Here is a 22,637-nt window from a genome sequence, read left to right as displayed (position 1 = left end):
GTCGCCGATGCTCCGCATGGACTCCCTCCTCGGCACCGCCGATGCACGCACCCCAACGACGCCCGCTGATCCGACGTGATCCGAAAGACACGCCCTAGACGATCAGGCTGAGCGGCATGATCAGGGCGATCGCGACGACCGAGATCACCGTCTCCATCACGGACCAGGACTTCAGCGTCTGGCCGACGCTCATCCCGAAGTACTCCTTCACCAGCCAGAAGCCGGCGTCGTTGACGTGCGACAGGAAGAGCGAGCCGGCGCCGATCGCGAGCACCAGCAGGGCCGCGTGGGTCGAGGACATGTCCGCGGCGAGCGGGGCGACGATGCCGGCCGCGGTGATCGTGGCGACCGTGGCCGACCCGGTGGCCAGCCGGATCAGGACCGCGATCAGCCAGCCCAGCAGCAGCGCGGAGATGTGCCACTTGCTCGACCACTCGCTGACCGCGTTGCCGACGCCGACGTCGATCAGGGTCTGCTTGAAGCCGCCGCCCGCACCGACGATGAAGACGATGCCGGCGATCGGGCCGAGCGACCTGCCGACGGTCTCGGAGATCCGCGCCTTGTCGAACCCGGCCGCCCGGCCGAGGGTCAGCATGCCGAGCAGGGTCGCGGCGAGCAGGGCTATCAGCGGTGAGCCGACGAAGTCGAACACCCGCTGGACCATCGCCTTCGGGTCGTCGATCACCACGTCGGCGAGCGCCTTGCCGAGCATCAGCACGACCGGCAGCAGGATGGTGGCCAGCACCGCCCCGAAGGACGGCGTGCGCTCGGGCCGGGCCGTCTCCTCCGGCGCGGTGGCCTTCGGGATCTCCAACGGGCCCACCCAGCGCTCCGCGACCCGGGCGAACAGCGGGCCGGCGACGATCAGGGTCGGCACGGCGATCAGCAGACCGAGCGCCAGGGTGACCCCGAGGTCGGCCTTCAGCGCGTCGACGGCGACCAGCGGGCCCGGGTGCGGGGGCACCAGGCCGTGCAGCACCGAGAGCCCGGCCAGCGCGGGGATGCCGATCCGGATCAGCGGCACGTTGCCGCGGCGGGCGACCAGCAGCACGATCGGGATCAGCAGGACGACACCGACCTCGAAGAACAGCGGCAGGCCGAGGACGGCGGCGATCAGCGCCATCGCCCAGGGCAGCGCCCGGTTCCCGGACCGGGCCAGCACGGTGTCCGCGATGGTGTTGGCGCCGCCGGAGTCGGCGAGCAGCTTGCCGAGCATCGCGCCCAGGCCGATCAGCAGGCCGACGCCGGCCACCGTGGCGCCGAAGCCCGTGGAGAAACTGCTCAGCAGCTTGTCGAAGGGAACGCCCGCGACGGCGGCCAGCAGGCCCGAGCCGAGCGTCAGGGCGAGGAAGGGGTGCAGCTTCAGCCTGGTGATCAGCAGGACGATCGCACCGATGCTGAGCAGGACCGCCACCAGCAGCTGGGTGTCGCTGTCGGTGTGCGGCAGGGCCGGTGGGGCGGCCGCGAGGAGGGTGGGGGACATCACGCGAGGTCTCCATTGACCGGCCGCAGCAGCGCCACGGCCATCTCGACGAGTTCTTCTGGGGACGGTCCGACGTCCAGGACGGCGCCGTGCTCGTCGACGCCCAGGGGTTCGAGGGCGGCGTACTGCGATTCGAGCAGCGACGGCGGCATGAAGTGGCCGGTGCGGTGGACGAGCCGGTCCTCGACCAGCTCGTGACCACCGCTGAGGTGCAGGAAGAAGGCGCCCGGGCAGGCCGCGCGCAGGGTGTCGCGGTAGCGGTGCTTCAACGCCGAACAGGTGACCACGCCGCCGGTGCCGGCCCGGGCCCGCTCCCCCAGCCAGGCGCCGAGAGCCTGCAGCCAGGGGCCGCGGTCCTCGTCGTCCAGCGGGACGCCGGCCGACATCTTGGCGATGTTGGCCGGCGGGTGGAAGTCGTCCGCCTCCGCGTAGGGGAGGCCGAGGCGGTCGGCCAGGAGGCGGGCCAGGGTGGTCTTGCCGACACCGGAGACGCCCATCACCACGACGGTGAGGGGGCCTTCCGGGACGGCGTGGTTCTCGACGCTGAGAGCCATGGGTGGTGCTCCTTCGTTGCCTGGCCGTCACTATCGCCCCAAAGATATGACGTATTCAAGTCTCGGAAACCAAATCGTCATACTTTTGGGCTGTGGAGTGGGTCGCAGTGGAGGCGGCCGGGAGGAAGCCGGGGGCGGGCCCTAGGCTGGACGGATGGAGATCCAGGGACTGCCCGGCCGGCTGCTCGACGAACTCGGGCCGGCGATCGCGTCCGGGGAGATCCCCGAGGGCGCGGTACTGCGCGGCGAGGAACTCGAGGACCGCTTCGGCGTCTCCCGGACGGTCGTCCGGGAGGCGGTGCGGATCCTGGAGGGGATGCGCCTGGTGGCCTCCCGCCGACGGGTCGGCATCACCGTGCAGCCCAAGTCGGTCTGGGACGTCTTCGACCCGCTGGTGATCCGCTGGCGCCTCGCCGGCGCCGACCGCTCGGCCCAGCTGCGCTCCCTCGGCTCCCTGCGGGTCGCCGTCGAACCGGCCGCCGCCGCGCTCGCCGCGGCCCACGCGAGCGACGACGACCGGCGACGACTCAGCGCGCTCGCCGTCGAGTTGACCATGTCCGCCCGGGCCGCCGACCTGACCACCTTCCTCCGGCACGACATCGACTTCCACGCCACCGTGCTGCGCGCCTCCGGCAACGAGATGTTCGCCCACCTCGGCGACACCGTGGGGGCGGTGCTCACCGGGCGGACCGAGTACCATCTGATGCCCCATCAACCGGAGCCGTACGCGATCCGGTTGCACCGCGAGGTCGCGGAGGCGATCTGCGCGGGGGACGCCGTCCGGGCCGAGCAGGGGATGCGGACGATCGTGACCGGCGCGCTGGAGGAGCTCAACCAGCAACTGGGCTGAGCGCGGTCGACGGGCCGGGAGGTGCCGGGCCGCGGTACCCCGGCCGCGGGTGCCGGGTGAATCGGCCCGGATCACACGATTTGGCGGCAGTTCGGTCGATTCTGACGCGTAGTCCGGGTGCGACGGGGCAGAGTGTCGCGAGGGGGCGCGTTTCGTGTGCGCCCGTCCCGTGCCCGCCGCCGAGTCCGCGCCTGGGGGTCGCTCGATGTCCGTGCCACGCCGCCGTCGCCGCCTTCCCGACGAGGTGCGCGCCGCCGCCGTCCGGGCGGTGCTCTGCCTGTCCTTCACCCTGGTGGGGGTGATGGTCGCGACCCTGGCCTCGTACGCGGACAGCTGGCTGATGACGCCCGCGCTGATGGCGATGGGCCTCGGGGTGTTCGGCACCATGTGGTGCCTGCTGGAGATCCTGATCTCCCGCCAGGTCGCCGCCCAACGGCTGCGCGCACCGGGCTCCGCGTACCCGATGGCGGGCAGCCGCGCTCCCGACCCGCTCGCCCCCCGACCCCTCCCCCGGCCCGGCGGGCAGCCGCCGCAGCACCGGCCCCGGCTGCCCGCCTGAGGCCGGCGGGGCCCGGTCGTGCCTCGGAGCCCCTAGGTTCTGTCCGGCGGATCTACTCCTGGGGCACGACCCGGTAGTGGGTGGTCAGGGCGCGCTCGTCGCCCAGGACGTGGAAGGCCAGCATCGGCGGCTGGCCGAAGGAGATGCCGCGCCCGCCCTCGCAGGGCAGCGTGACGGTGGAGACCACGCCGGGGGCGACCAGCAGCGGCAGGCCGGCGAAGGAGGCCGCGGCCGCGGTGTGGGAGTGGCCGCAGAACAGCGCCGCCACCCGGGGGTGCCGGTGCAGCACCGCGGCCAGCCGCTCCTCCTCGAACTGCCGGATCCGGTCGACGGTCGGCAGGTGCAGCACGACGGGCGGGTGGTGGAAGGCCACCAGTGCCGGCAGATCGCTCCGCCCGGCGGTCAGTTCGGCGTCCAGCCAGTCCAGCGTCCGGTCGGTGAGCAGGCCGTCGTCCCGCTCGGGTATCGACGAGTCGAGCATCAACACGTCCGCGCCGGGCAGCCGGTGCACCCGGTTGACCGGCTCGTCCGTCGGTGCCTCCCCGAGCAGCACCTCCCGGTAGGGGCCGCGCCGGTCGTGGTTGCCGGGGCAGATCAGCACCGGGTGCCGGGAGTCCAGCACCTCGACCACCTGCTGGTACTCGGCGGCCAGGCCGTGGTCGGCGAGGTCGCCGGTGACCAGCACGGCGTCCAGCGGGCCGGGCAGGGCGTCGAGGTACGCCATGACCTGCTCGGCCCGGCGCCTGGCCCGCCGGCCGCGGTCCCGACGGTGCTGCTGGCCGAGGTGGATGTCACTGAAGTGCGCGATCGTCAGCATGCCCGTCACGCTAGCCAGTTCGGGGCGGGGCCGGTACCGGGCCGGGGCGGCGCGGACCGGCCGCCGGGCCCGGGCGCCGCCGGGCCCGGACCGGTTCCGGCCGGTCAGGCCTGGGCCGGCACCTCCGCCGGGCGCTTGAACATCCGGGTGGCGGTGATCTCGCCGTGGACGGCCGGGCCGTCCGGGTCCTGCGGCGCGGGCAGGCCCGGGCGCAGGTGCTCCTCGACGGAGATGTACTTGAGGCCGGCCCGCAGGTCGGCGTCGTTGCGCAGCCGGATGACGAGCGGGAACTCGGCGAGCGCCGTGGTGTCGAACAGGCCGGTGGTGTAGATCAGCTGGACGCCGAGCGCGTCGGCCACCGCCCGCTGGAGCTCCAGCAGGTAGGTGGCGTTGGCGCGCCCGATCGGGTTGTCCAGGAAGAGCGTTCCGGCGTGCCGCAGCTGGGACTGGCCGCGGTCGTTGGCGCGCAGCGCCGCCATCGTGCAGTAGAGCGCGATGGCCGCGGTGAGCAGCTGGCCGCCGGAGAACACGTCGGACATCTGGCCGACGCCGACCCGCTCGGCGCGCAGCACCGCGTCGGGCTTGAGGATCTCGACGCTGACGCCCTTGGGGCCGATCGCGGCGGCGACCCCGCGCAGCAGCAGCGACATGCCGTCGCGGCGCAGGTCGCTGTTCTTCCTGACGGCCGCGCGGGTGGCCTCGTCGATGACCTCGCCGAGGCGCTCGACCAGGGTGGCGTGGTCCGGATCCTCGAAGCGGATCCGCAGGAACTCCTGGCCGGACCACTCGCCGAGGCCCTCGGGGAGGCGGGACAGCCGCTGGGCGGCGCGCAGGGTGGTGAGCGAGGACTCGACCAGGCCGCGCAGCCGGTCCACGATCGACCCGCGGTTGCGTTCCAGCTGGGCGAGTTCGTCGGTGAGCACCCGCAGCCGGGGCGCGAAGGCGGCGGCCCAGCTGGCGGCGTGCTCGGGCAGCGCAGCGGCGGGCAGTTCGCGGATCTGCTGGCGGGCGGGGGTGCGGACGGCCTCGTACCGGGCCGCGTTGGCGTGCCGGACGAGGGCGTCGGAGGCGTCGCGGACGGCGAGCTCGGCGGAGGACAGCTCGCCGGCCGCGGTGCGCAGGGCGCGGCGGGCCTCGGTGGCGGTGCTGCGGGCCTCGGGCAGCGAGCCGAGGTGCGGCTCGACGGGCCGGCCGTCGTCCTCCTGGTGCTCGCGCAGGCCGTCGCGCAGCTGGCCGGCGAGTTCGTCGAAGTCCGCGGCGGCGGCCTGGGCCGCGTCGAAGGTGCGCTGGAGGTCGGCGTGCGCGGTACGGGCTGCGTCCAGCGCCTCCCGGCGTTCGGCGAGCCGGCCGGTGGCGGTGCGCAGCAGGGCCTGGGCGTGCTCCGGGTCGGTGGGGACGAGGTCCTCGGGCAGTTCGGTGTGCGCCTCGCCGTCGGCGGGGGCGGAGCGCTCGGCCTCGCCGCGCAGCCGGCCGAGCTGCTCGCTGGCGGCGGCGGAGCGGGCCTCGATGGTGGCGACCAGGTCCTCGGCGCGGGCCGCGGCGGCCTGGCGGGCCGGTCCGTCGGCGCCGTCGGGGCTGCCGAGGAGCTCCTCGGCGCGGGTGCGGACCTTGTTGGTGAGGCGGTCGAGTTCGGTCGCGGCGGCGGCCTCGTCGCCCTCGGCGCGGGCCTGCTCGGCGCGCAGGTCGGCGCCGACGCCGACCTTCTCGTACACCTGGGAGGCGGCGCGGTAGGCCTCGCGCAGGGCGGGCAGGGCGGCGGGCGCGGCGTCGGCGGGCTCGTCGGTCTGCTCGGCCGCGGGGATCTCGGCGCGCTCGGCGCGCAGGGTCCGGGCGGTGCGCCGGGCGTCGTCGGCGGCGCGCTGGGCAGCGCGGCGGTCCTCGTCGCAGGTGCGGGCGCGCTCGGCGCAGACGGCCTGGCGGCGGTCGCACTCGGCGGCGTCCTCGGCGAGTTCGCGCTGGCGGCGGGCCCAGGTCGGGCGTTCGCGCAGCCGGAAGGCCAGGCCGGAGAGGGCGTCGGCGCGGCGCCGGGCGCGCTGGGCGCTCTCCCGGTGCTCCTCGTGGGCGGCGGCGGCGACGGCGTGGTCGGTCTCGGCCTCGTCGTGGTCGGTGCGCAGGGTGGCGAGGGCGGCGGCGGCCTGCTCGGCGTGCTCACGGGCGGCCCCGGCGGCGGCGGCGAGCTCGGCGAGGGTGCCGGGCGGGCAGGAGGCGTGCCAGGAGGCGAGGCGGGCGGCGAGGGCCCGGTCGGCGCCGAGGCGGGCGGCGAGTTCGCGGATGTGCTCCTCGCGGGCGCCGGCCCGGGCGCGCAGCTCGCGGCGCTCGCCGTCCGCGGCGGACTCGTCGTGCATGGCCGGGTTCGGCGGCACCAGGAAGAAGGCGGGCTGGTCGGTGATCGGGGCGATCAGCGAGGCCGCGGCGCCGACCGCGACGGTGGAGCGGGGCAGCAGGGCGGCGGCCTGCAGGGCCTCGCGGGCGCGCTCCAGCGAGCTCGGGTCGGTGACCACGACGCCGTCGACGAGTTCGGGCCGGGCGGCGAGGATCGCCTCATGGTCGGCCGGGTCGACGGACTGGGCGAGGTAGCGCCAACCGGGCAGGGCGGGGATGCCGTGCTCGGCGAGGTACTCGACGGTGGCCAGGACGTCCGGGCCGGGCGGCAGCAGGCCGCCGTCACCGAGGGCGGCGAGGATGCGGGAGTCGTCGGCGGCGGCGGTGCGCAGGTCGAACAGGGTGCGCTCGGCGGTGGCGATGGACTCGTCGAGGAGTTCGCGCAGGTACTCGGCGTTGCGGTCCAGGACGTCGGGGGTGAGGAAGCCAGCGTCCTCCTCGACGCCCGCGCCGTCCTCGTTCCACTCGGTGGGGGCGGGGGTCAGGGAGAGCAGGTCGGCGAGGCGCTGCTCGGTGGCGAGCAGGGCGGCGGTGCGCCGTTCGGCGGCGAGCGCCCGGTCGGCGGCCCGGCGGGCGTCCCCGGCGCGTTCGGCGGCGAGCTCGGCGCGGCCGGTGGCGGCGGCGGCCTCGCGCAGCCGGGTGGCGCCGGCCTCGGCGGCGGCGCGGGCCTGGGCGAGCGCGGCGCAGGCGGCCTTCTCGACGTCGGCGGCGTGCAGGGCGGCGCGGGCCGGATCGACGTCGCCGTCGGCGTCGATGAAGCCGGCCTCGACGGCGGCGGCGGTCTCCTGTTCGACCTCCGCGAGGCGCTGGCGCAGGTGCTCGGCCTCGCTGCGGGCCTTCTGGGCCGCGGTGGCGGCCTCGGTGGCGTCGGACTGGGCCTTGGCGCCGTCCTCCTGGAGCTCCCCGGCGCGCTGTTCCTCGGTGTCGGCGCGGCCTTCGGCGGCCGCGGCGGCGGCCTCCAGGGCGCGGGCCAGGGCGGTGGCGGCGCGGGCGCGGGCGGCGAGCGCGGGGGCGGCGTCGAGTTCGGCCTCGCGGATGGCGACGGCGACCCGGGCGACCCGGTCGGCCGCGGCGCGCTGGCGCAGCACGGCCTCGGCGGCCTGCCAGGCGGAGTGCAGGGTGCGGGCCTCGATGAGTTCGCGGCGCAGCGCGGCGGCCTCGGTGGTGGCCGCGGTGAGGCCCAGGGTGGCGTGCCGGTGGGTGAGTTCGGCGGTGATCAGGGTGTGCCGGGTGCGGTCGGCCTCGGCGGCGGTGACGGCGCCCGCGGCGGCGGCGACCTCGATGGCGAGGTCCTGGGCGCGGTCGCGTTCGGCGGCGGCGCGGGAGGTGAGCGCGTGGGCGAGGCGGCGGGTGCGGCGCTCGGCGGTGCGGTGCGCCTCCCGGACGGTCTCGCGGGCGCCGGTGGCCTCGACGATGCGTTCCAGGAGGTCCAGCGAGCCGGCGGTGAAGTCGCGTTCGGCGGTGAGTTCGGCGCGGCGGCCGAGCTTGGCGGCGAAGCCGTGGACGAGGTCGGCGAGGCCGTCGGTGTCGCGGGTGTCGGTGACGGCGCGCAGCAGCAGGTCGGTGAAGTCGCTGTCGTGCTTGACCGCGAAGAGGCCGGCGGCCTCGCCCTCGTCGGCGTTCATCTCGCGCTGGTAGCGGAAGAGTTCGGGGTCGAGGCCGAGCTCGCCGAGGTGTTCCGTCCAGCGGTCGTGACCGTCCTCGAAGACCAGGTCGAGGTGGGGGTGGGCCTTGCCGGCCTCGGTGAGGGCGTCGCGGAAGCCCTTCATGGTGCGGCGGCGGCCGCGGACCTTCTGGTCACCGGCCAGGCTGACCCGTTCGGCGACCGGCAGCGAGTCCAGGGTGAGGCCCGGGCCGGGGCGGAAGGAGTACCAGGTCTCGGCGAACTTGCGCGGGTCGGAGGAGACCTGGCGGCCGCGCCACTCGCTGACCTTGCCGACCACGATCAGCTCGCCGGTGACGGTGTGCTGCCACTCCAGGGCGACGTGGCCGCAGTCGTCGGCGAGCAGGAACTTGCGCAGCACGCCGGAGCTGGCGCCGCCGAGGGTGTTGCGGTGGCCGGGGAGCATGACCGAGAAGATCAGCTTGAGCAGGACGGACTTGCCGCCGCCGTTCTCCAGGAAGAGCACGCCGGCCGGGGCGGGGCGGCGGACCGGGCCGTCGGTGTCCTCGCCGAAGAGGCCGATCTGCTGGGGGGCCGGGTCGGCGACGGGCTCGCCGACGCCGCGCAGGTCGAGCACCGTGTCGGCGTATCGGGCGCCGGCCGGTCCGATCGAGTAGAGGCGGACCCGGTTGAGCTCGTACATGTGCGGCGGTTCTCCGTGAGGGTGGTGGGAGGGGGCGTCAGAGCGAGTGGAACGGCAGGCCGGCGTCGGCGACCAGCTCGTCGCCGGTGTCCGGGGGCAGCAGGCTGGCGGTGCCGTCGGAGACGGGGACGACGCCGAGGTCGAGCAGTTCGGCCATCGCCGCGCTGCCGGCCAGGTCGCGGACCTGGAGCTGGTAGCGGGCGGTGGTGCGGTAGGTGCCGCCGGCGTCGTCGGCGACCTTCTGCAGGAAGCCGGAGTCGACCAGGAACATCACGGCCTTGGCGACGATGCCGGTGGTCGAGCCGGAGAGCCGGCGGGCGTCCTTGGTGGCGCCGGTGGCGGTGCGCCGGGCCCACACCCGCCAGGCGGCCTCCAGGCCGGGGGCGTCGGACTGCGGGTCGGTGTTGGCGCCCTCCGCGTCGGCCTGCTCCTCGAGGCGGCGGCAGGCCTGGCGGACGAAGGCGTCGACGCCGTTGACGGTGATCCGGCCGAGGTAGCCGTCGTCGGCGAGGTCCTCGGGGCGGGGGAAGGCCATCGCGGCGACGGCGAGGTGGGCCAGGCCGTGCAGGAACCGGTCGGTGGACTCGGAGGCGGCGCGGCGCGAGTAGTCGCCCATCCGGACGGCGAACAGCGAGTCCTCGGCGGCGGCGACGGCCATGCCGGCGCGCGGCGAGACCTCCAGGACGACCAGGCCCATGCCGGTCGCGACGGCGTCGGCGAGCCGGGCGAACGGCGGGTCCTCGCGGTGGCGGCGGACGAGTTCGGCGTACTCGGCGTCGCGGGCGGGGAGCAGCTTGGCCTGCAGGCCGAAGGAGACCAGCCGGGCGGCGTCGGCGACGTCGGCGGGGGTGATCGGCGTGGGGGCCGCGGGTTCGGTCTCGGCCGCCCAGGACGTGTCGTGGTGGGTCGTCACGGGCGGTGCTCCTCGCGGGTGGTGCGTCGGGTACGGGCGGTGCATCGGGTTCGGGTGGTGCGTCGGGTACGGGTGGTGCGTCGGGTTCCGGGACGGGGGGCCGTCGCCGGGGCGGTCCGGGGCGCGGGCGGCGGGGCCTGGGCGGTCGACGGGGGCCGGCCGCTCAGCCGGCGTCCTTGCGGTCGGCGGCCATGCCGGCCGCGTCCAGCAGTGCGCTGCCGACGATCAGGTCGGCGCCGCCGAACTCCTCGTCCTGCAGCGGGGTGCCGTCGTCCACGGCGAACAACAGCCGCTCCTCGCCCTGGCGGTAGGCGGTGCCGACCGGTGGGCTGGCGGCGTGGACGGCGAGCAGGGCGACCAGGTAGGGCAGCTCGCGGTCCTGTTCGCGGGCCTCGGCGAGCAGGCCGGAGAGCCGGCGCGGGGCGTCGGCGGGCAGGTCCAGCAGGACCAGGGCCGCCTCCAGCTGGGCTTCGGAGAAGCGGCTGTCGTCCGGGGTGGCGACGAGGTCCGGGTCGGGCAGTTCGGCGCCGAGGTGCTCGCGCTCGACCGGCGGGGTGAGCAGCAGGTCGACCAGGTCGGCGACCCGGACGGAGGCGGGGGTGCGCAGGCCGGTGCCGCGGGCGAAGAAGGCGTCGGTGGGGCGGACGGCCTGTTCGAGCGGCAGCCGCAGCACGGGGGCGAGCAGCTGGCCGTAGAGGTCGATGCCGCTGCGGGCGCCCGGGGCGGCGAAGGCCTGCCGGTCCTGTTCGGCGCGGAACAGCGGGCCGGCCTCCAGCAGCCGGGTCTGCAGCTGGGTGTGGCGGCGGATGCAGTCCTTGACGATGTCGACGAGCTCGGCGGCGCGGCGCTTGTGCTCCGGCTCCTCGGCCTCGTCGCGGGCCTTGCGGATGTTGGTGAGAATCGCGTTCTCGTGCCGGTAGCGGTCGGCGATGTGGTCCAGCGCCTCGTCGATGAGGTCGGGCACGGCGCGCATCCAGTCGACGGCACGGACGTTGCGGCGGGTGGCGTCGAGGGCGCGGCGCAGCGTCTCGGCGTACTGGACGGTGCGGTAGCGGGCCTGCTCGGCGGCGAGCTGGGCGTCGGCCAGCCGGCCGCGGCGGATCAGCACCTCCAGCTTGACCTCGGCGGCGATCTGGGCCGAGGTGACGTCGGTGTCGAGCGCACCGACGAGGACGTTCACCGCCTCGTCGGTGGTGCGCAGGTAGACGCCGCCGTCGGGGCCGGGCACCTCCTCGATCAGCTTGAAGTCGTAGTCGCGCCGGACGTACTCGCCGTCCGCCCCGAAGGTGCCGTAGACGGCGCGGAAGCCGCGGTCCACGCTGCCGACGTTGATCAGCGACTCCAGCACCCAGCGGGCGACCCGCTCGTGCTCGGTGCCGGGCCGGCCGACGGCCTGGGCGGCGACCCTGGGCAGCAGCCGGGCGAGCACTATGTCGCGGTCGGCGCCGGTGTCGAAGTCCATGTGCAGGGTGACCAGGTCGATCGCGGCGAGGCCGACCTCGGCCATCGCGTAGCCGCCGTACTCGCCGGCCAGGTTGACCTTGCGGTTGTCCAGGTCGTGCAGCGGGGCGGTGCAGGCCAGCGCCTTGAGCCGGCGGGCCAGGCCCTCGTCGGCGGCGGGGCCGGGCGCGGGCCGGGCGGCGGCGGGCCCGGCGGGCGGCCGGGTGCCGTGCTCGGTGGGCGGGTCAGCGATGGCGGTCACGGTGGACAAGATTAGAGGTTCGCACCGACATCGACCGAAACGAGCCTTGCGGGCGGGCGCAGCGGCAGGCCACGGGTGGCGCGCAGAGCCAATTCGGAACGGGATTTCGCCATTCTCGAACCGGCATTCGAGAAAACCGTGAGGGCGGCGCGGTAGTTCGGTGATGATCGACCTATGATCACCCGACTGGCAAAAGTGGGCCTCGCCGCCGCGCTGTCCGTGACCACCCTCGCCGCCGGCGCCGCCGGTGCCACCGCCGCCCCGGCCGCCGTCCGCTCGGCCTCGGCCCAGCACGTCACCGTGTCGCAGGCGGGCAACTACCCGATCTTCGCGCACGACAGCACCAACTTCTCCGTCACCTGGACCTCGGCCGGCACCGCCGACCTCACCGGTCCCACCCACCTCACCGTCGACCTGCCGCCCGGCGTCACCACCAGCGGCGCGGCCTTCTACAACACCCCGTACGACTACACCTTCACCGAGACCGTCTCGCCCGACGGCCGGCACCTGGAGGCCGTCTTCACCGGCACCCGCAAGCCGGGCGTCAGCAACTTCATGAAGGTCTACGTCGCCACCAACGGGACGGCGCCGGCCACCGGCCCGATCACCGTGACGGTCGGCAACCCCAACGACACCGACCCGACCGGCCACGTGTCGACCTACCTGCTCGGCACCGGCCCGCAGCCGCCGACCACCCAGGCCGCCCCCGCCGTCACCGGCCTCGGCACCACCACCGGTCCGGGCGCGGGCGGCACCGCCGTCACCGTCAACGGCAGCAACCTGGCGCACGGCATGGTGCTGGTCGGCGGCGTCCCGGCGGGCGGCGGCTGCACCGACACCGCGTGCACGGTGACCACCCCGGGCGGCTCCGGCAGCGTGCCCGTCTCGGTGGTCACGCCCGGCGGCACGGCCACCGCGCCGGTCACCTTCGACTACACGGGCGCCCCGCCCCCGCCGCCGGCCGCCCCGGCGGTCACCAACCTGACCACCACCAGCGGCCCGGCCGCCGGCGGCACCCTGGTCTACCTCCAGGGGAGCAACCTGACCTACGGGACGGTCGCGTTCGGCGGGGTGCCGGCCGCGCACGTCTCCTGCGGACCGTCCTTCTGCTCGGCCACCGCGCCGGCGGCGGCGGGGCCCGGTCCGGTGGGCGTCACGGTGACCACGGCGGGCGGCACCAGCGCCCCGGTGACCTACACGTACACCGCGTAGCCGCGGCGACCGCCTCCCCCGGTGCCCGGGCGCTTCGGCGTCCGGGCACCGTCGCGTCCGGGGCCGGCCGGTCGGCGGTCGGCAGCCGTCGGCGGTCAGCAGCCGGTCGGGGGTGGGCAGCCGGTCGGGGCTGGGCGCCCTGCGGCGGGCCCGCGGTCCGGGTCGGCGGGACGCCGGGACCCTTCCGCGGGGCGCGGGGCCGAGTTGAACGCGTTCAAATCAAAGGTCTAGAGTCGGTTCCGCGCAGTCGGGACAAGGCCCCGTCTGCCCTTCGACCTGGAGGTTCGCACCATGGAGAGCGAGCGGGACCACGGCACGGACCGCGCGACGGGCACCGCGCCGGACACCGAGACCGCGGCGGCACTGCGGCGGGTCCGGCGGTGGCTCCGGACCTTCGTGGTCTGCCTGGTGCTGAGCGGCCTGACGGCCTTCCCCCTGGTGGCCGAGACCCGCTGGCTGGCCGACCTCGCGAGCGGACCGGCCGCCCCGCTGGTCGACTGGGTGCCCGGCGCACTGGACTGGATCGAGCGGGTCCGCACGGGCGTGGCCGAGACCGACGCCCGCTACCCCTTCCTCGCCTACGGCACGGACTGGCTGGCCTTCGCCCACCTGGTCATCGCCGCCGCGTTCTGGGGCCCGATCAAGGACCCGGTCCGCAACGTCTGGGTGATCCGCTGGGCGGTGCTCGCCTGCGGCGCCGTCATCCCGCTGGCCCTGGTCTGCGGCCCGATCCGGGGCATCCCGCTCGCCTGGCGATTCATCGACATGTCGTTCGGGGTCATCGGTGTCATCCCCCTGCTGATCGTGCTGCGGGCCCTACGGCCGCTGGAACGTTCCTTCCGGGGACCGGTGGCCGCGGGCTGAGTCGGAGCCGTCCCGGGGCGTGCGCGGCGGGCCCGCACGCCGGGGCGCCCGCCGGGGGCCCGGGTCACGGGCAACGGCCTTCATCCGCAGGCCCTACCATCTGGCTCAACAGCTGCTGGGAGGCGGACGGGCGTGGCCGATGCGGTGATCGATCTCAATGCGGACCTCGGTGAGGGGTTCGGACGCTGGACGCTGACCGACGACGAGGCGCTGCTGTCCGTGGTGACCAGCGCCAACGTCGCCTGCGGCTTCCACGCGGGGGATCCGTCCACGATGCGCCGGGTCTGCGCGCTGGCCGCCGAACGCGGCGTCCGGATCGGCGCCCAGGTCTCCTACCGCGACCTGGCCGGCTTCGGCCGACGCGCCATGGACGTCCCACCGGAGGAGCTGGCCGACGAGATCGCGTACCAGATCGGCGCCCTCCAGGTCTTCGCCCGGGCCGCCGGCTCCCGGGTCTCCTACGTCAAACCGCACGGCGCCCTCTACAACCGCGTGGTCGCCGACTCGGAACAGGCCGAGGCCGTCGTCGCCGGCGTGCTACGGGCCGGGGCCGTCTGCGACGGGCCGCTGCCGGTGCTCGGCCTGCCCGGCTCGCGGCTGCTCGCCGTCGCCGAGGGCGTCGGACTGCCCGTGGTCACCGAGGCCTTCGCCGACCGGGCGTACACCTGGGCCGGCACCCTCGTCCCGCGCCGCGAGCCCGACGCCGTCGTGCACGACCCCGAAGCGGTGATCACCCGCGCCGTCGGCATCGCCCGGGACGCCTCGGTCGAGGCCGTCGGCGGCGAACGGATCTCCGTGGAGGCCCGCTCCCTGTGCGTGCACGGGGACACCCCCGGCGCCGCACAGCTCGCCTGGCGGATCCGCGGCGCGCTGGCCTCCGCCGGGGTCCGGGTGGAGGCGTTCACGTGACGGCGCCCGCCACGGTGCGCCGGGTCGGCGAGCGGTCCCTGCTGGTCGAGCTCGCCGACGAGGCCGCGGTCGCCGCGCTGTACGGCTGGCTGCGCGAACGGCAGGCCGGCGAGGCCCCCGGCGCACTCGACGCGGTGGAGGAGATCGTGCCCGCCGCCCGCACCGTACTGCTGGACGGCGTGGCCGACGTCGACGCGGTGACCGCCCTGCTGCGCACCGCCCGGCCGACGGCCGCGGCCGCGGCGAGCGGCCCGCTGGTGGAGGTCCCGACCGTGTACGACGGCGCCGACCTCGCCGAGGTCGCCACCCTGTGGGGGGTGTCCGAGGAAGCGGCCGTCCGGATCCACACCTCGCCCGCGTACGTGGTCGCCTTCTGCGGCTTCGCCCCCGGCTTCGGCTACCTCACCGGCCTGCCGCCGCGGTACGGGGTGCCCCGCCGGGCCACCCCGCGCAGCGCCGTCCCAGCTGGGTCGGTCGCCCTGGCCGGCCCGTACACCGGCGTCTACCCGCGCTCCTCCCCCGGCGGGTGGCAGCTGCTCGGGCGGACGGCGCTGACGCTCTGGGACACCGGGCGCGAACCGGCGGCGCTGCTGGCCCCGGGCGTACGGGTGCGGTTCACCGCGGTACGGGCGTAGGGAGGGAGCGGGGACGTGACACGGGCACCGGGGACGGATCCGGCGAACGGGCTCCTGGTGGTGCGGCCCGGGCCGCTGACCACCGTGCAGGACCTCGGGCGGCGCGGTGTCGCCCACCTCGGGGTGCCCCGGGCCGGGGCGCTGGACGAGCCTGCGCTGCGGGCCGCGAACCGGCTGGTCGGCAACGGTCCGGAGGCCGCCGGCCTGGAGACCACGCTCGGCGGGGTCGCGCTGCGCGCCCTCGGGCCGGTGGTCGTCGCCGTCACCGGCGCCCCCTCCCCGGTGCGCGTCGACGGGCGGGCCGCCGCGTGGGGCGCCCCGGTCGCGGTGCCGGCCGGCGCCCTCGTCGAGGTCGGCGCGGCGACCGCCGGCGTGCGCGGATACCTGGCGGTGGCGGGCGGGGTCGCCGTCCCGGCGGTCCTCGGCAGCCGCTCGGCGGACCTGCTCTCCGGGCTCGGCCCGGCCCCGCTGGCCGCCGGGGACCGGCTGCCCGTCGGCCCTCCCCCGACCCCCGGCGCCCGGCCGGACCTGGTGCCGCTGCCCGCTCCCCCGGCCGAACTGGTGCTGCGTCTGCGGCTCGGCCCGCGCGCCGACTGGTTCGCACCGGCGGCCGTCACCCGGCTGGGCTGCGACGGGTACCGCGTCGCGGCCGCCAGCAACCGGATCGGCCTGCGCACCGAGGGCCCGGCCGTCGCCCGCGTCCGGACCGGCGAACTCCCCAGCGAGGGAATGGTGCTGGGCGCCGTGCAGATCCCGCCGGACGGACAGCCGGTGGTCTTCCTGGCCGATCACCCGACCACCGGCGGCTACCCCGTGATCGGGGTCGTCCCGACCGCCGACCTGGCCGCCGCCGCCCAGGCCCGGCCCGGCACGCCGCTGCGCTTCGCACCACTGCGGGAGCGGTGACGCGGGAGCAGTGACGCGGGAGCAGTGACGCGGGGAGGCTGAGGCAGGAGCGGTGAGGCTGGCGCCGAGACGGGGCACTGCCGCAACGGACGGGGGTCCGGTCAGCGCCCCGACAGCAGCTCCGCGAGGACCCGCTGCTCCGGGTCCAATGCCGCCTCGCCCTGCTCGGCCGCCCACACCGCGTTCTGCAGCACCCGCCCGAGCGTCCAGGCCGCGGCCGCCTGCCGGTCGGACGCCAGCGCCTCGGTCAGGAGGTCGAACCGCCGCCGCAGGGCCCGCCGGACATCGCCGGTGGCGACCACGTCGTCCCAGCGGTTGCGCAGCGCCGGGAGCAGCTCGAAGCCGGGGTGTCCGGCGAGCGGCTTGGGGTCGATGGCCAGCCAGTCGCCGCGGTCCGCGCCGTCGAGCGGCGCGAGCACGTTGCCGTAGTGCAGGTCCCAGTGCAGCAGGCGGTCACCGGGTTCGGCGCGGACCTCGCGCAGGGCGGCGGCGCAGCCGGCGAGCAGCCCCCGTTCGACCGGGTCGGCGAGGGCGGCGACCGCGGCCGGGGCCCGGGCGAGTACGTCGTCCGCGACCTCGGCCAGCGTGCGCAGACCCGACGGAGCCTGACGGTGCGTCAGTTCCCGCAGCAGCTCGGCGAGCGCGCGCAGCGCCGCGCGTTCGTCCGGCACGTCGAGCAACGACCGCCCCGCGTCGAGCCGTTCCAGCAGCATCACCCCCGAGTCCTCCGCGTGGCCGAGGAGCCGGACGGCGCCGCGCCCCGCCCAGGTGCGGAGGGCGAGCGGCTCGCCGGCCGTCTCCTCGTCCACCGGCTGGAGCTTGAGCGCCGCGGGGCTGCCGTCGGCCCGCAGCACCGGCAGGACCAGCCCGACCGCGCCGTGTGCCGCCGGGCCGTCCGGGCGCAGCTCCCAGCGGTCCAGCAGGCCGTCCGCGAGGGCCGGGAGTCCGGCGGCCCAGGCCCGCCCGGCCGGCCCGAGGAACCGGTCTAGCGAGGCGGCCAGCGCGGGCGGGGCCTCGATTCCCGTCATCGGTCTCGTCACGCCTTCACGCTACGAGCCCTGAGCCGGGGCCGAGTCCGGGCCCTCAGCGGGGGCCGGGGCCGAGTCCGGGCCCTCAGCCGGGGCCGGGCCCGGCGGCGGGGTCGAGCCCGAGTGCCACCGCGGCCTCGTCGGCGAAGGCCTCCGGGTTGTCGAGCATGATGTTGTGCCCGCAGTCCGGAACGGCCACCACGCGGACACCGGCCGCCCGGAGCCCGTCGGCGTCGCGCGGCTCCCCGTCGGCCTGCGGGTGGAGGTAGGTGCGCGGGAGGTCTAGGCCGACCAGGAGTTCGCGCATCGTGGGGGTGGTCGCCCGGGCCAGGTGGACGGCGCTGCGGTGGAGCGCCTCGGGCCCGGCCAGGCGCATCGTCGACCACCAGGACGGGCCGACCCGCTCGGCGACCAGTTCCCGGCCGCCGGCCAGGAACTGTTCCTCGGTGAAGCCCGCGATCCCGCTGCCGCCGGGCCGCGGGCCGGGGGCGGCGGGGTCCAGGTTGGCGTCGACCAGGAGGAGCCGCGAGACCAGCCGCGGGTGCCGGTGGGCGAGGACCACGGCGACCGCGCCGCCCATGCTGTGGCCGACCACCTCCACACCGGTGAGCCCCTCCGCGGCCAGCGCGGCCGCGACGGCGTCGGCGTGCTGCTCCAGGGTGTAGCCGAAGTCGGCGGGACGGTCGCTGATGCCGAAGCCGAGCAGGTCGAGCAGGAGGGAGCGGCGACCGGCGAGCACCGGGTGGGCCGCCGCGGCCGCGAAGTAGACGGGCGAGCTGGCGCCAAGGCCGTGCAGGTAGAGCCGGGCGGGTTCGGCTCCCGGCAGTTCGACCCAGCGGATCAGGTCGCCGTTCGGGGTGACGGGGGCGTGGCGCAGCACGGGACTCCTCCTTCGACGCGGGACGTCCTTCGACTCGGAACAGCTCCGACGCCGGACGTCGCTCGACGCGGGACGTCGTTCGACTCGGACCATCGAGACCATACCTCGACAACGAGGTACCCTGGAAGCGATATACCTGTGCCCCGAGGGACGGGTCTGAGAGAGTGGCCCCATGCTGAAGCTCGCGATCCTCGGATTCCTCTACGACCGCCCGCTGCACGGCTACCAGCTGCGCCGCCACCTCGCCGCGCTCACCGGACACGTCCGCCCGATCAGCGACGGCACGCTCTACCCGGCGATCAAGCGCCTGGAGTCCGACGGCCTGCTGGTCCGCGTCACCGAGCCCGGCAGCGCCGCCGCCCCGCGGCACACCCTCCACCTCACCGAGGAGGGCCGCGGCGCCCTGCTGGCACGGCTGCGCGAACCCGAGGCGCTGGACATCAGCGACGAGAACCGCTGGTTCACCCTGCTCGCCTTCCTGCGCCACCTCGACGACCCCGCCGCCCAGGCCGCGGTGCTCCACCGACGGCTGGCCTTCCTCACCGAGCCGGCCAGCTTCTTCTACGACGGGGACCGCCCGGTCGGCGCCGAGGAGTTCACCGACCCGTTCCGGCGCGGGCTGCTGCTGATCGCCCGCGCCACCAGCGAGGCCGAACTCGCCTGGCTGCGCGCCACCCTGGCCGAACTCGAGGGTGCACTGACGGACTGACCGAAACCCGCCCCGGCCGGTCGCCCTCCCCTTCCCCCGCCACGCCGCGCGTGCTCCGATGGCCCGATGGGCAACGGCACGGAGAGCGGCGACGGCAGGAACCCGGACGACGACGAGCGGACGAGCGACGTCGGGCAGACCGGCCACGACGGACGGACGGGCCACGACGGGCAGGCGCGCGGTGTCGGCACGCAGGCGGGCGACGCGCGGCGCCCGGGGTACGACGGCACCGGCCCCGGCGCGATCACCCCGGACGGCTGCGCGGTCGAGATGTGGTCACTGCTGCCCGTCCGCGACGAGCCCGACGTGATCGGGGCCGCGGTGCCGGCCGGCGCCACCCTCCTCGAACTGGGCTGCGGCGTAGGCCGGGTGACGCACCCGCTGGCCGACCGGGGCTTCGCCGTGACCGCGGTCGACGAGTCCGCCGAGATGCTGGCGCGGGTGCGCCCGGACGTGCGCACCGTGCGCAGCCCGATCGAGCGACTGGACCTCGGCGAGCGCTTCGACGTGGTGCTGCTCGGCTCCTTCCTGGTGCACGCGGGCGACCCTGCGGTCCGCCAGGGGCTGTTGGAGACCTGCCGCCGCCACGTCGCCGAGGACGGCTGCGTGCTGGTGCAGCGCGAGGGCGAGGACTGGCACCGCACCGTGCCGCGGGAGCGCCGGCTGGGGGACGGGTGGGGCCGGATCCTCTCCGCCACCCCCGTCGGGGACGGCGTCAACTCCGTGCTCGCCGAGTACGAGTTCCCGGGCGGCCGCTGGACGCAGACCTTCCTGGCCCGTCCGCTCAGCACGGCGGCGTTCGAACAGGCCTTGGCGGAGGCCGGCCTGACGGTCGAGCGCTACCTGACCGCGGACCGCACCTGGGTCCTCGCCAGGCCGTCCACCGAGCCTCCGGAGGGTCCGCCGAACAGGTGAACGGCAAGTCGTCACTTTGACCCCGTACCATCGGCCGCGCGCCGGGCCCGCGCGCGACCCGAGGGACGGGCGGGCACGGTCGTCCGCATGCCGGGGGCGAGCGCCGCGGCATGCCCGTACGCCCGTACCGACCTGCGAGGACCCCACATGTACGACGACCCACGGATACCCCGGACGGGTGTCCGGTGATCGACTGGTTCCACGGGGCCGTGCTCGGCCTGATCCAGGGGCTGACCGAGTTCCTGCCCGTCTCCTCCAGCGCCCACCTGCGGGTCTTCTCCGCCCTCCTGGGCTGGGACGACCCGGGCGCGGCCTTCACCGCCGTGACCCAACTCGGCACCGAGACCGCGGTGCTGATCTACTTCCGCCGGGACATCGCCGCCATCGTGCGGACCTGGACGCTGTCGCTGTTCCGCCCGGCGCTGCGCTCCGAGCCGGACGCCCGGATGGGCTGGTTCGTGATCATCGGCACCCTGCCGATCGGGATCCTCGGCAAGCTGTTCCAGGACACCATCGAGACCCACCTGCGCGACCTGCGGATCATCGGCACCACGCTGATCGTGTTCGGCGTGATCCTGGCCCTCGCCGACCGCACCCGCGCGATCCGGCACGCCCGGCCGATCACCGAGCTGACCCTGCCGCACGCGGGCGTCTACGGCCTGGCCCAGGCGCTCGCGCTGATCCCCGGGGTGTCCCGCTCCGGCGGCACGATCAGCGCGGGCCTGCTGCTCGGCTACAGCCGGGAGGCGGCGGCCCGCTACTCCTTCCTGCTGGCGATCCCGGCGGTGCTGGCCTCGGGGGCGCTGGAGCTGTTCAAGATCGGCGAGGGGCCGGCCCCGGCCTGGGGGCCGACCGTCCTGGCCACCCTGATCGCGTTCGCGGTCGGCTACGCGGCGATCGCCTGGTTCCTCAAGTACATCTCGCACCACAGCTTCCTGCCGTTCGTGGTCTACCGGGTGCTGCTCGGCGTCCTGATCATCGGACTGGTGGCCGGCGGCGTCCTGGCCCCGGACGCGGGCGTGGTGAAGTAGAACGGCGTTTCAGAAAAGCACCCGGGAGCGACCCGCGGGCGACCGAACGGGAACGGCTGCGGAGGCCCGGGCGCGGCGGAGGGGGGCCACCGGCACCCGGCACCCGGCACCCGCACCCGCACCCGCACCCGCACCCGCACCCGGGAACGACCGTGGGCCGGACACCGTTTCGAGGTGTCCGGCCCACGGCCCGTCGGACCGGGTGGCTAACCGGCGGTCAGCCGGCCGCGGACGGCGGCGTGGACCTCGGCCTCCTCGGCCGGGTCGGCGGCGAGCCGGCGCAGGCGCTCCAGCACGCGCGCGTCGCCCGTGGTGGCGACGTGGCGCGCGGCGAGCTCGCGGGTGGACTCCTCGCAGTCCCAGAGGCACTCGACGGCGGGGCCCTCCGGGAAGTGCACGTCGGTCGCGGCGAGCGCCCGGGCGGCGCGACCGCGCAGCTCCGAGGAGGCGGCCTCGCCGTAGATGTGGCGCAGGACGGGCACGGCGTCGGCGGCGGCCAGCCGCCCCGCACCGTCGACCAGCGACCCGAGCCCGGTACCGCTGACCCCGCGCACCGAGATCCAGCGGCGCAGCCCGTCGACGACCAGCGGCGCGTCGGCCGGCTCCCCGGCGTCGGCGAGCAGCTTGACGGCGGCCTCGCCGAGCGCGCTGTCGGCGCCGCCGGTGGCCGGGTCGGCCCAGCGGCGGGCCTGCGCCAGCACCTCGGGGCCGCGCATCCGGCCGAGCAGTTCCAGGGCGGCGCGCACGACCCGGTCGTCCACGTCGGCGGCGGCGGCCTCGATCAGCTCGACGGCGGCCGAGTCCCGCTGGTCGACGAGGTAGCGCAGGGCCGCCCGGCGGGCGCCGGGCAGGCCGTCGCGGGCGGTCTCCAGCAGGAGGGGGCGGTCCTCGGGCCGGACGACGGCGGTCAGGCAGCGGGCGGCCGCGGCGGCGCGGCGGTCCACGGCGTCGGGGGCGGACGGGTCGGCGGCGGGCTCGGGCCGGCCCTCGGGGCGGCCGAGGAAGGCGCCGGCGCCGAGGCCGCCGAGGTCGCCCTGGTCGGCCCAGGCCAGCACGTCGGCGGTCGACCAGCCCGGGGTCACGCCGCCGCGGTTGAGCTGGCGCTGCCAGAGGTCGAAGGGGGACTGCTCGCTGGCCGCGGCCACTCTCGGGTGGTAGGCCGCCCACAGCCGCCAGGGCCGGGGCTCGTACGCGTTGCGGATGAACTCGCGCAGCTCGGCGTCGCCCTCGGGGCCCGGCGCGAAGTGGTCCAGCACCGCGGTGCCGAGCAGCAGCAGGCCGCGGTCGTCGTCGCGCAGCGCGAGCTCGTCGAGGGCCCAGGACCAGTTCGCGCCGGTGGCGGCGTACTCGCGCAGCATCAGCAGCGCGTCGCGCCGGCCGTACGCGGCGAGGTGGCCCAGGACGGAGAGGGCGAGGCCGGTGCGGCTCTCGTCGTCGGTCACGAGGTCCTCGGCGGAGTGGAGGTGGTCCTCGATGCCGTCGAGGGGCGCCTCCAGCTCCATGTAGAGGCGGGCGTAGTAGAGGGAGCGGCTCTCGACCTGCCAGTCGGCTCGCGGATCCCTGGTGACGCACTCCTCCAGCGCGGCGACGGCCTCGGTACGGTCGGCGGCCAGCGCGTGGAGCTGCCCGTCACCGCGGCCTCGCTGCAGGAGGCCGAGGAGGCTGGCGCTAGGTGCTATCACTGGCTCGAACATGAGGTCAGCATCCGTTGCGGCGGTCGTAGTGGCAACGGGATTTCCGTCGCCGGGGTCTCTGGTCGGTACTGCGGTGGGCGCCCGGGCGCCGGAATCACCGAAGGTTACCGCCTCGGGCCCCCCGCCGCACACAGGGCGACGAAGGCTCCCGCCAGGGTGGCATATGCCAGAGGAATTTTGCCTGCGTTCTGTCCAAATCGCCCGCAAGGGGCGGGCACGCTGTGCGACAGTCTTCTCACCACCCGAGAGCCCGTGCAGAACGGGCCGCACCCGAGCGATGGGCCGGTC

Annotated in this window: 19 protein-coding genes; 10 read left to right on the top strand and 9 right to left on the bottom strand. The window is 75.7% G+C overall.

From position 1 onward, the window contains the following. Positions 1–94: 94 nt before the first annotated feature. A complete protein-coding gene (locus tag ACFYUY_RS36090) occupies positions 95–1,483 on the bottom strand; it encodes a gluconate:H+ symporter (protein ID WP_360218679.1) in 1,389 nt (462 codons plus the stop codon). Beyond that, positions 1,483–2,037: a gluconokinase gene (locus tag ACFYUY_RS36085; RefSeq protein WP_360218676.1), complete on the bottom strand. Its 555-nt coding sequence runs from the start codon at positions 2,035–2,037 to the stop codon at positions 1,483–1,485. The genes ACFYUY_RS36090 and ACFYUY_RS36085 overlap by 1 nt, the downstream gene beginning before the upstream one ends. Positions 2,038–2,191: 154 nt before the next feature. Here ACFYUY_RS36085 and ACFYUY_RS36080 point away from each other — a divergent pair, with 154 nt between their 5' ends. Both ACFYUY_RS36080 and ACFYUY_RS36075 read left to right on the top strand, forming a co-directional pair. Beyond that, positions 2,192–2,887 (top strand): FCD domain-containing protein, encoded by a 696-nt coding sequence (locus ACFYUY_RS36080; protein ID WP_360218673.1) that lies wholly within the window; start codon positions 2,192–2,194, stop codon positions 2,885–2,887. Between the two features lie 205 nt (positions 2,888–3,092). Next, on the top strand, positions 3,093–3,446 hold the full coding sequence (locus ACFYUY_RS36075) for a hypothetical protein (protein WP_360218670.1): 354 nt from the start codon (positions 3,093–3,095) through the stop codon (positions 3,444–3,446). Positions 3,447–3,498: 52 nt separating this feature from the next. On the opposite strand, the gene ACFYUY_RS36070 is transcribed toward ACFYUY_RS36075, so the two are convergent. From ACFYUY_RS36070 to ACFYUY_RS36055, 4 genes are all read right to left on the bottom strand, one after another. Further along, on the bottom strand, positions 3,499–4,263 hold the full coding sequence (locus tag ACFYUY_RS36070) for a metallophosphoesterase (RefSeq protein ID WP_387907235.1): 765 nt from the start codon (positions 4,261–4,263) through the stop codon (positions 3,499–3,501). A 104-nt stretch (positions 4,264–4,367) separates the two neighbouring features. Further along, positions 4,368–8,951 (bottom strand): hypothetical protein, encoded by a 4,584-nt coding sequence (locus tag ACFYUY_RS36065; protein WP_387907232.1) that lies wholly within the window; start codon positions 8,949–8,951, stop codon positions 4,368–4,370. Between the two features lie 37 nt (positions 8,952–8,988). Continuing rightward, the gene (locus tag ACFYUY_RS36060) at positions 8,989–9,864 is read right to left on the bottom strand and encodes a hypothetical protein (protein WP_360218661.1); all 876 of its coding nucleotides are present in this window, start codon (positions 9,862–9,864) and stop codon (positions 8,989–8,991) included. 163 nt (positions 9,865–10,027) lie between these two features. Next, positions 10,028–11,566, bottom strand: coding sequence for a hypothetical protein (locus ACFYUY_RS36055; protein WP_387907229.1), 1,539 nt, complete (start codon positions 11,564–11,566; stop codon positions 10,028–10,030). Positions 11,567–11,740: 174 nt separating this feature from the next. On the opposite strand from ACFYUY_RS36055, the gene ACFYUY_RS36050 reads away from it, so the two are divergent. The 5 genes from ACFYUY_RS36050 to ACFYUY_RS36030 all read left to right on the top strand — a co-directional run bounded on the left by ACFYUY_RS36050 (position 11,741) and on the right by ACFYUY_RS36030 (position 16,092). Beyond that, the gene (locus ACFYUY_RS36050; RefSeq protein WP_387907226.1) at positions 11,741–12,778 is read left to right on the top strand and encodes an IPT/TIG domain-containing protein; all 1,038 of its coding nucleotides are present in this window, start codon (positions 11,741–11,743) and stop codon (positions 12,776–12,778) included. A gap of 291 nt (positions 12,779–13,069) precedes the next feature. Next, positions 13,070–13,642 carry a hypothetical protein gene (locus ACFYUY_RS36045; RefSeq protein WP_387907223.1) on the top strand — a complete coding sequence of 191 codons (573 nt, stop codon included), beginning with the start codon at positions 13,070–13,072 and terminating at the stop codon, positions 13,640–13,642. A gap of 144 nt (positions 13,643–13,786) precedes the next feature. Beyond that, positions 13,787–14,551: a LamB/YcsF family protein gene (locus ACFYUY_RS36040; protein WP_387907220.1), complete on the top strand. Its 765-nt coding sequence runs from the start codon at positions 13,787–13,789 to the stop codon at positions 14,549–14,551. Next, positions 14,548–15,186: a 5-oxoprolinase subunit PxpB gene (gene pxpB, locus ACFYUY_RS36035; RefSeq protein ID WP_387907217.1), complete on the top strand. Its 639-nt coding sequence runs from the start codon at positions 14,548–14,550 to the stop codon at positions 15,184–15,186. The genes ACFYUY_RS36040 and pxpB overlap by 4 nt, the downstream gene beginning before the upstream one ends. Before the next feature lie 15 nt (positions 15,187–15,201). Then, entirely contained in the window at positions 15,202–16,092 is an 891-nt protein-coding gene (locus ACFYUY_RS36030; RefSeq protein ID WP_387907214.1) for a biotin-dependent carboxyltransferase family protein, read from the top strand. A 101-nt stretch (positions 16,093–16,193) separates the two neighbouring features. Here ACFYUY_RS36030 and ACFYUY_RS36025 read toward each other — a convergent pair whose 3' ends face one another. Both ACFYUY_RS36025 and ACFYUY_RS36020 read right to left on the bottom strand, forming a co-directional pair. Beyond that, positions 16,194–17,120, bottom strand: a complete 927-nt coding sequence (locus ACFYUY_RS36025; protein WP_387907257.1) for an aminoglycoside phosphotransferase family protein — start codon at positions 17,118–17,120, stop codon at positions 16,194–16,196. An 85-nt stretch (positions 17,121–17,205) separates the two neighbouring features. Then, positions 17,206–17,997, bottom strand: a complete 792-nt coding sequence (locus ACFYUY_RS36020; protein ID WP_387907254.1) for an alpha/beta fold hydrolase — start codon at positions 17,995–17,997, stop codon at positions 17,206–17,208. Between the two features lie 175 nt (positions 17,998–18,172). Between ACFYUY_RS36020 and ACFYUY_RS36015 the strand changes: the two genes are divergently transcribed. The 3 genes from ACFYUY_RS36015 (at position 18,173) to ACFYUY_RS36005 (ending at position 20,655) form a co-directional block, all read left to right on the top strand. Further along, positions 18,173–18,709, top strand: a complete 537-nt coding sequence (locus tag ACFYUY_RS36015) for a PadR family transcriptional regulator (protein ID WP_360218644.1) — start codon at positions 18,173–18,175, stop codon at positions 18,707–18,709. A 66-nt stretch (positions 18,710–18,775) separates the two neighbouring features. Continuing rightward, positions 18,776–19,624: a class I SAM-dependent methyltransferase gene (locus ACFYUY_RS36010; protein ID WP_360218641.1), complete on the top strand. Its 849-nt coding sequence runs from the start codon at positions 18,776–18,778 to the stop codon at positions 19,622–19,624. Positions 19,625–19,812: 188 nt separating this feature from the next. After that, positions 19,813–20,655, top strand: coding sequence for an undecaprenyl-diphosphate phosphatase (locus ACFYUY_RS36005; RefSeq protein WP_387907251.1), 843 nt, complete (start codon positions 19,813–19,815; stop codon positions 20,653–20,655). Positions 20,656–20,861: 206 nt separating this feature from the next. On the opposite strand, the gene ACFYUY_RS36000 is transcribed toward ACFYUY_RS36005, so the two are convergent. Further along, the gene (locus ACFYUY_RS36000; RefSeq protein ID WP_360218635.1) at positions 20,862–22,349 is read right to left on the bottom strand and encodes a HEAT repeat domain-containing protein; all 1,488 of its coding nucleotides are present in this window, start codon (positions 22,347–22,349) and stop codon (positions 20,862–20,864) included. Positions 22,350–22,637: the final 288 nt, after the last annotated feature.

It is taken from the genome of Kitasatospora sp. NPDC004745, from assembly GCF_042873275.1.
Classification (GTDB): domain Bacteria; phylum Actinomycetota; class Actinomycetes; order Streptomycetales; family Streptomycetaceae; genus Kitasatospora.
Note: the sequence above shows the minus strand (reverse complement) of the source record. Positions and strands in the feature narration are given on the sequence as shown.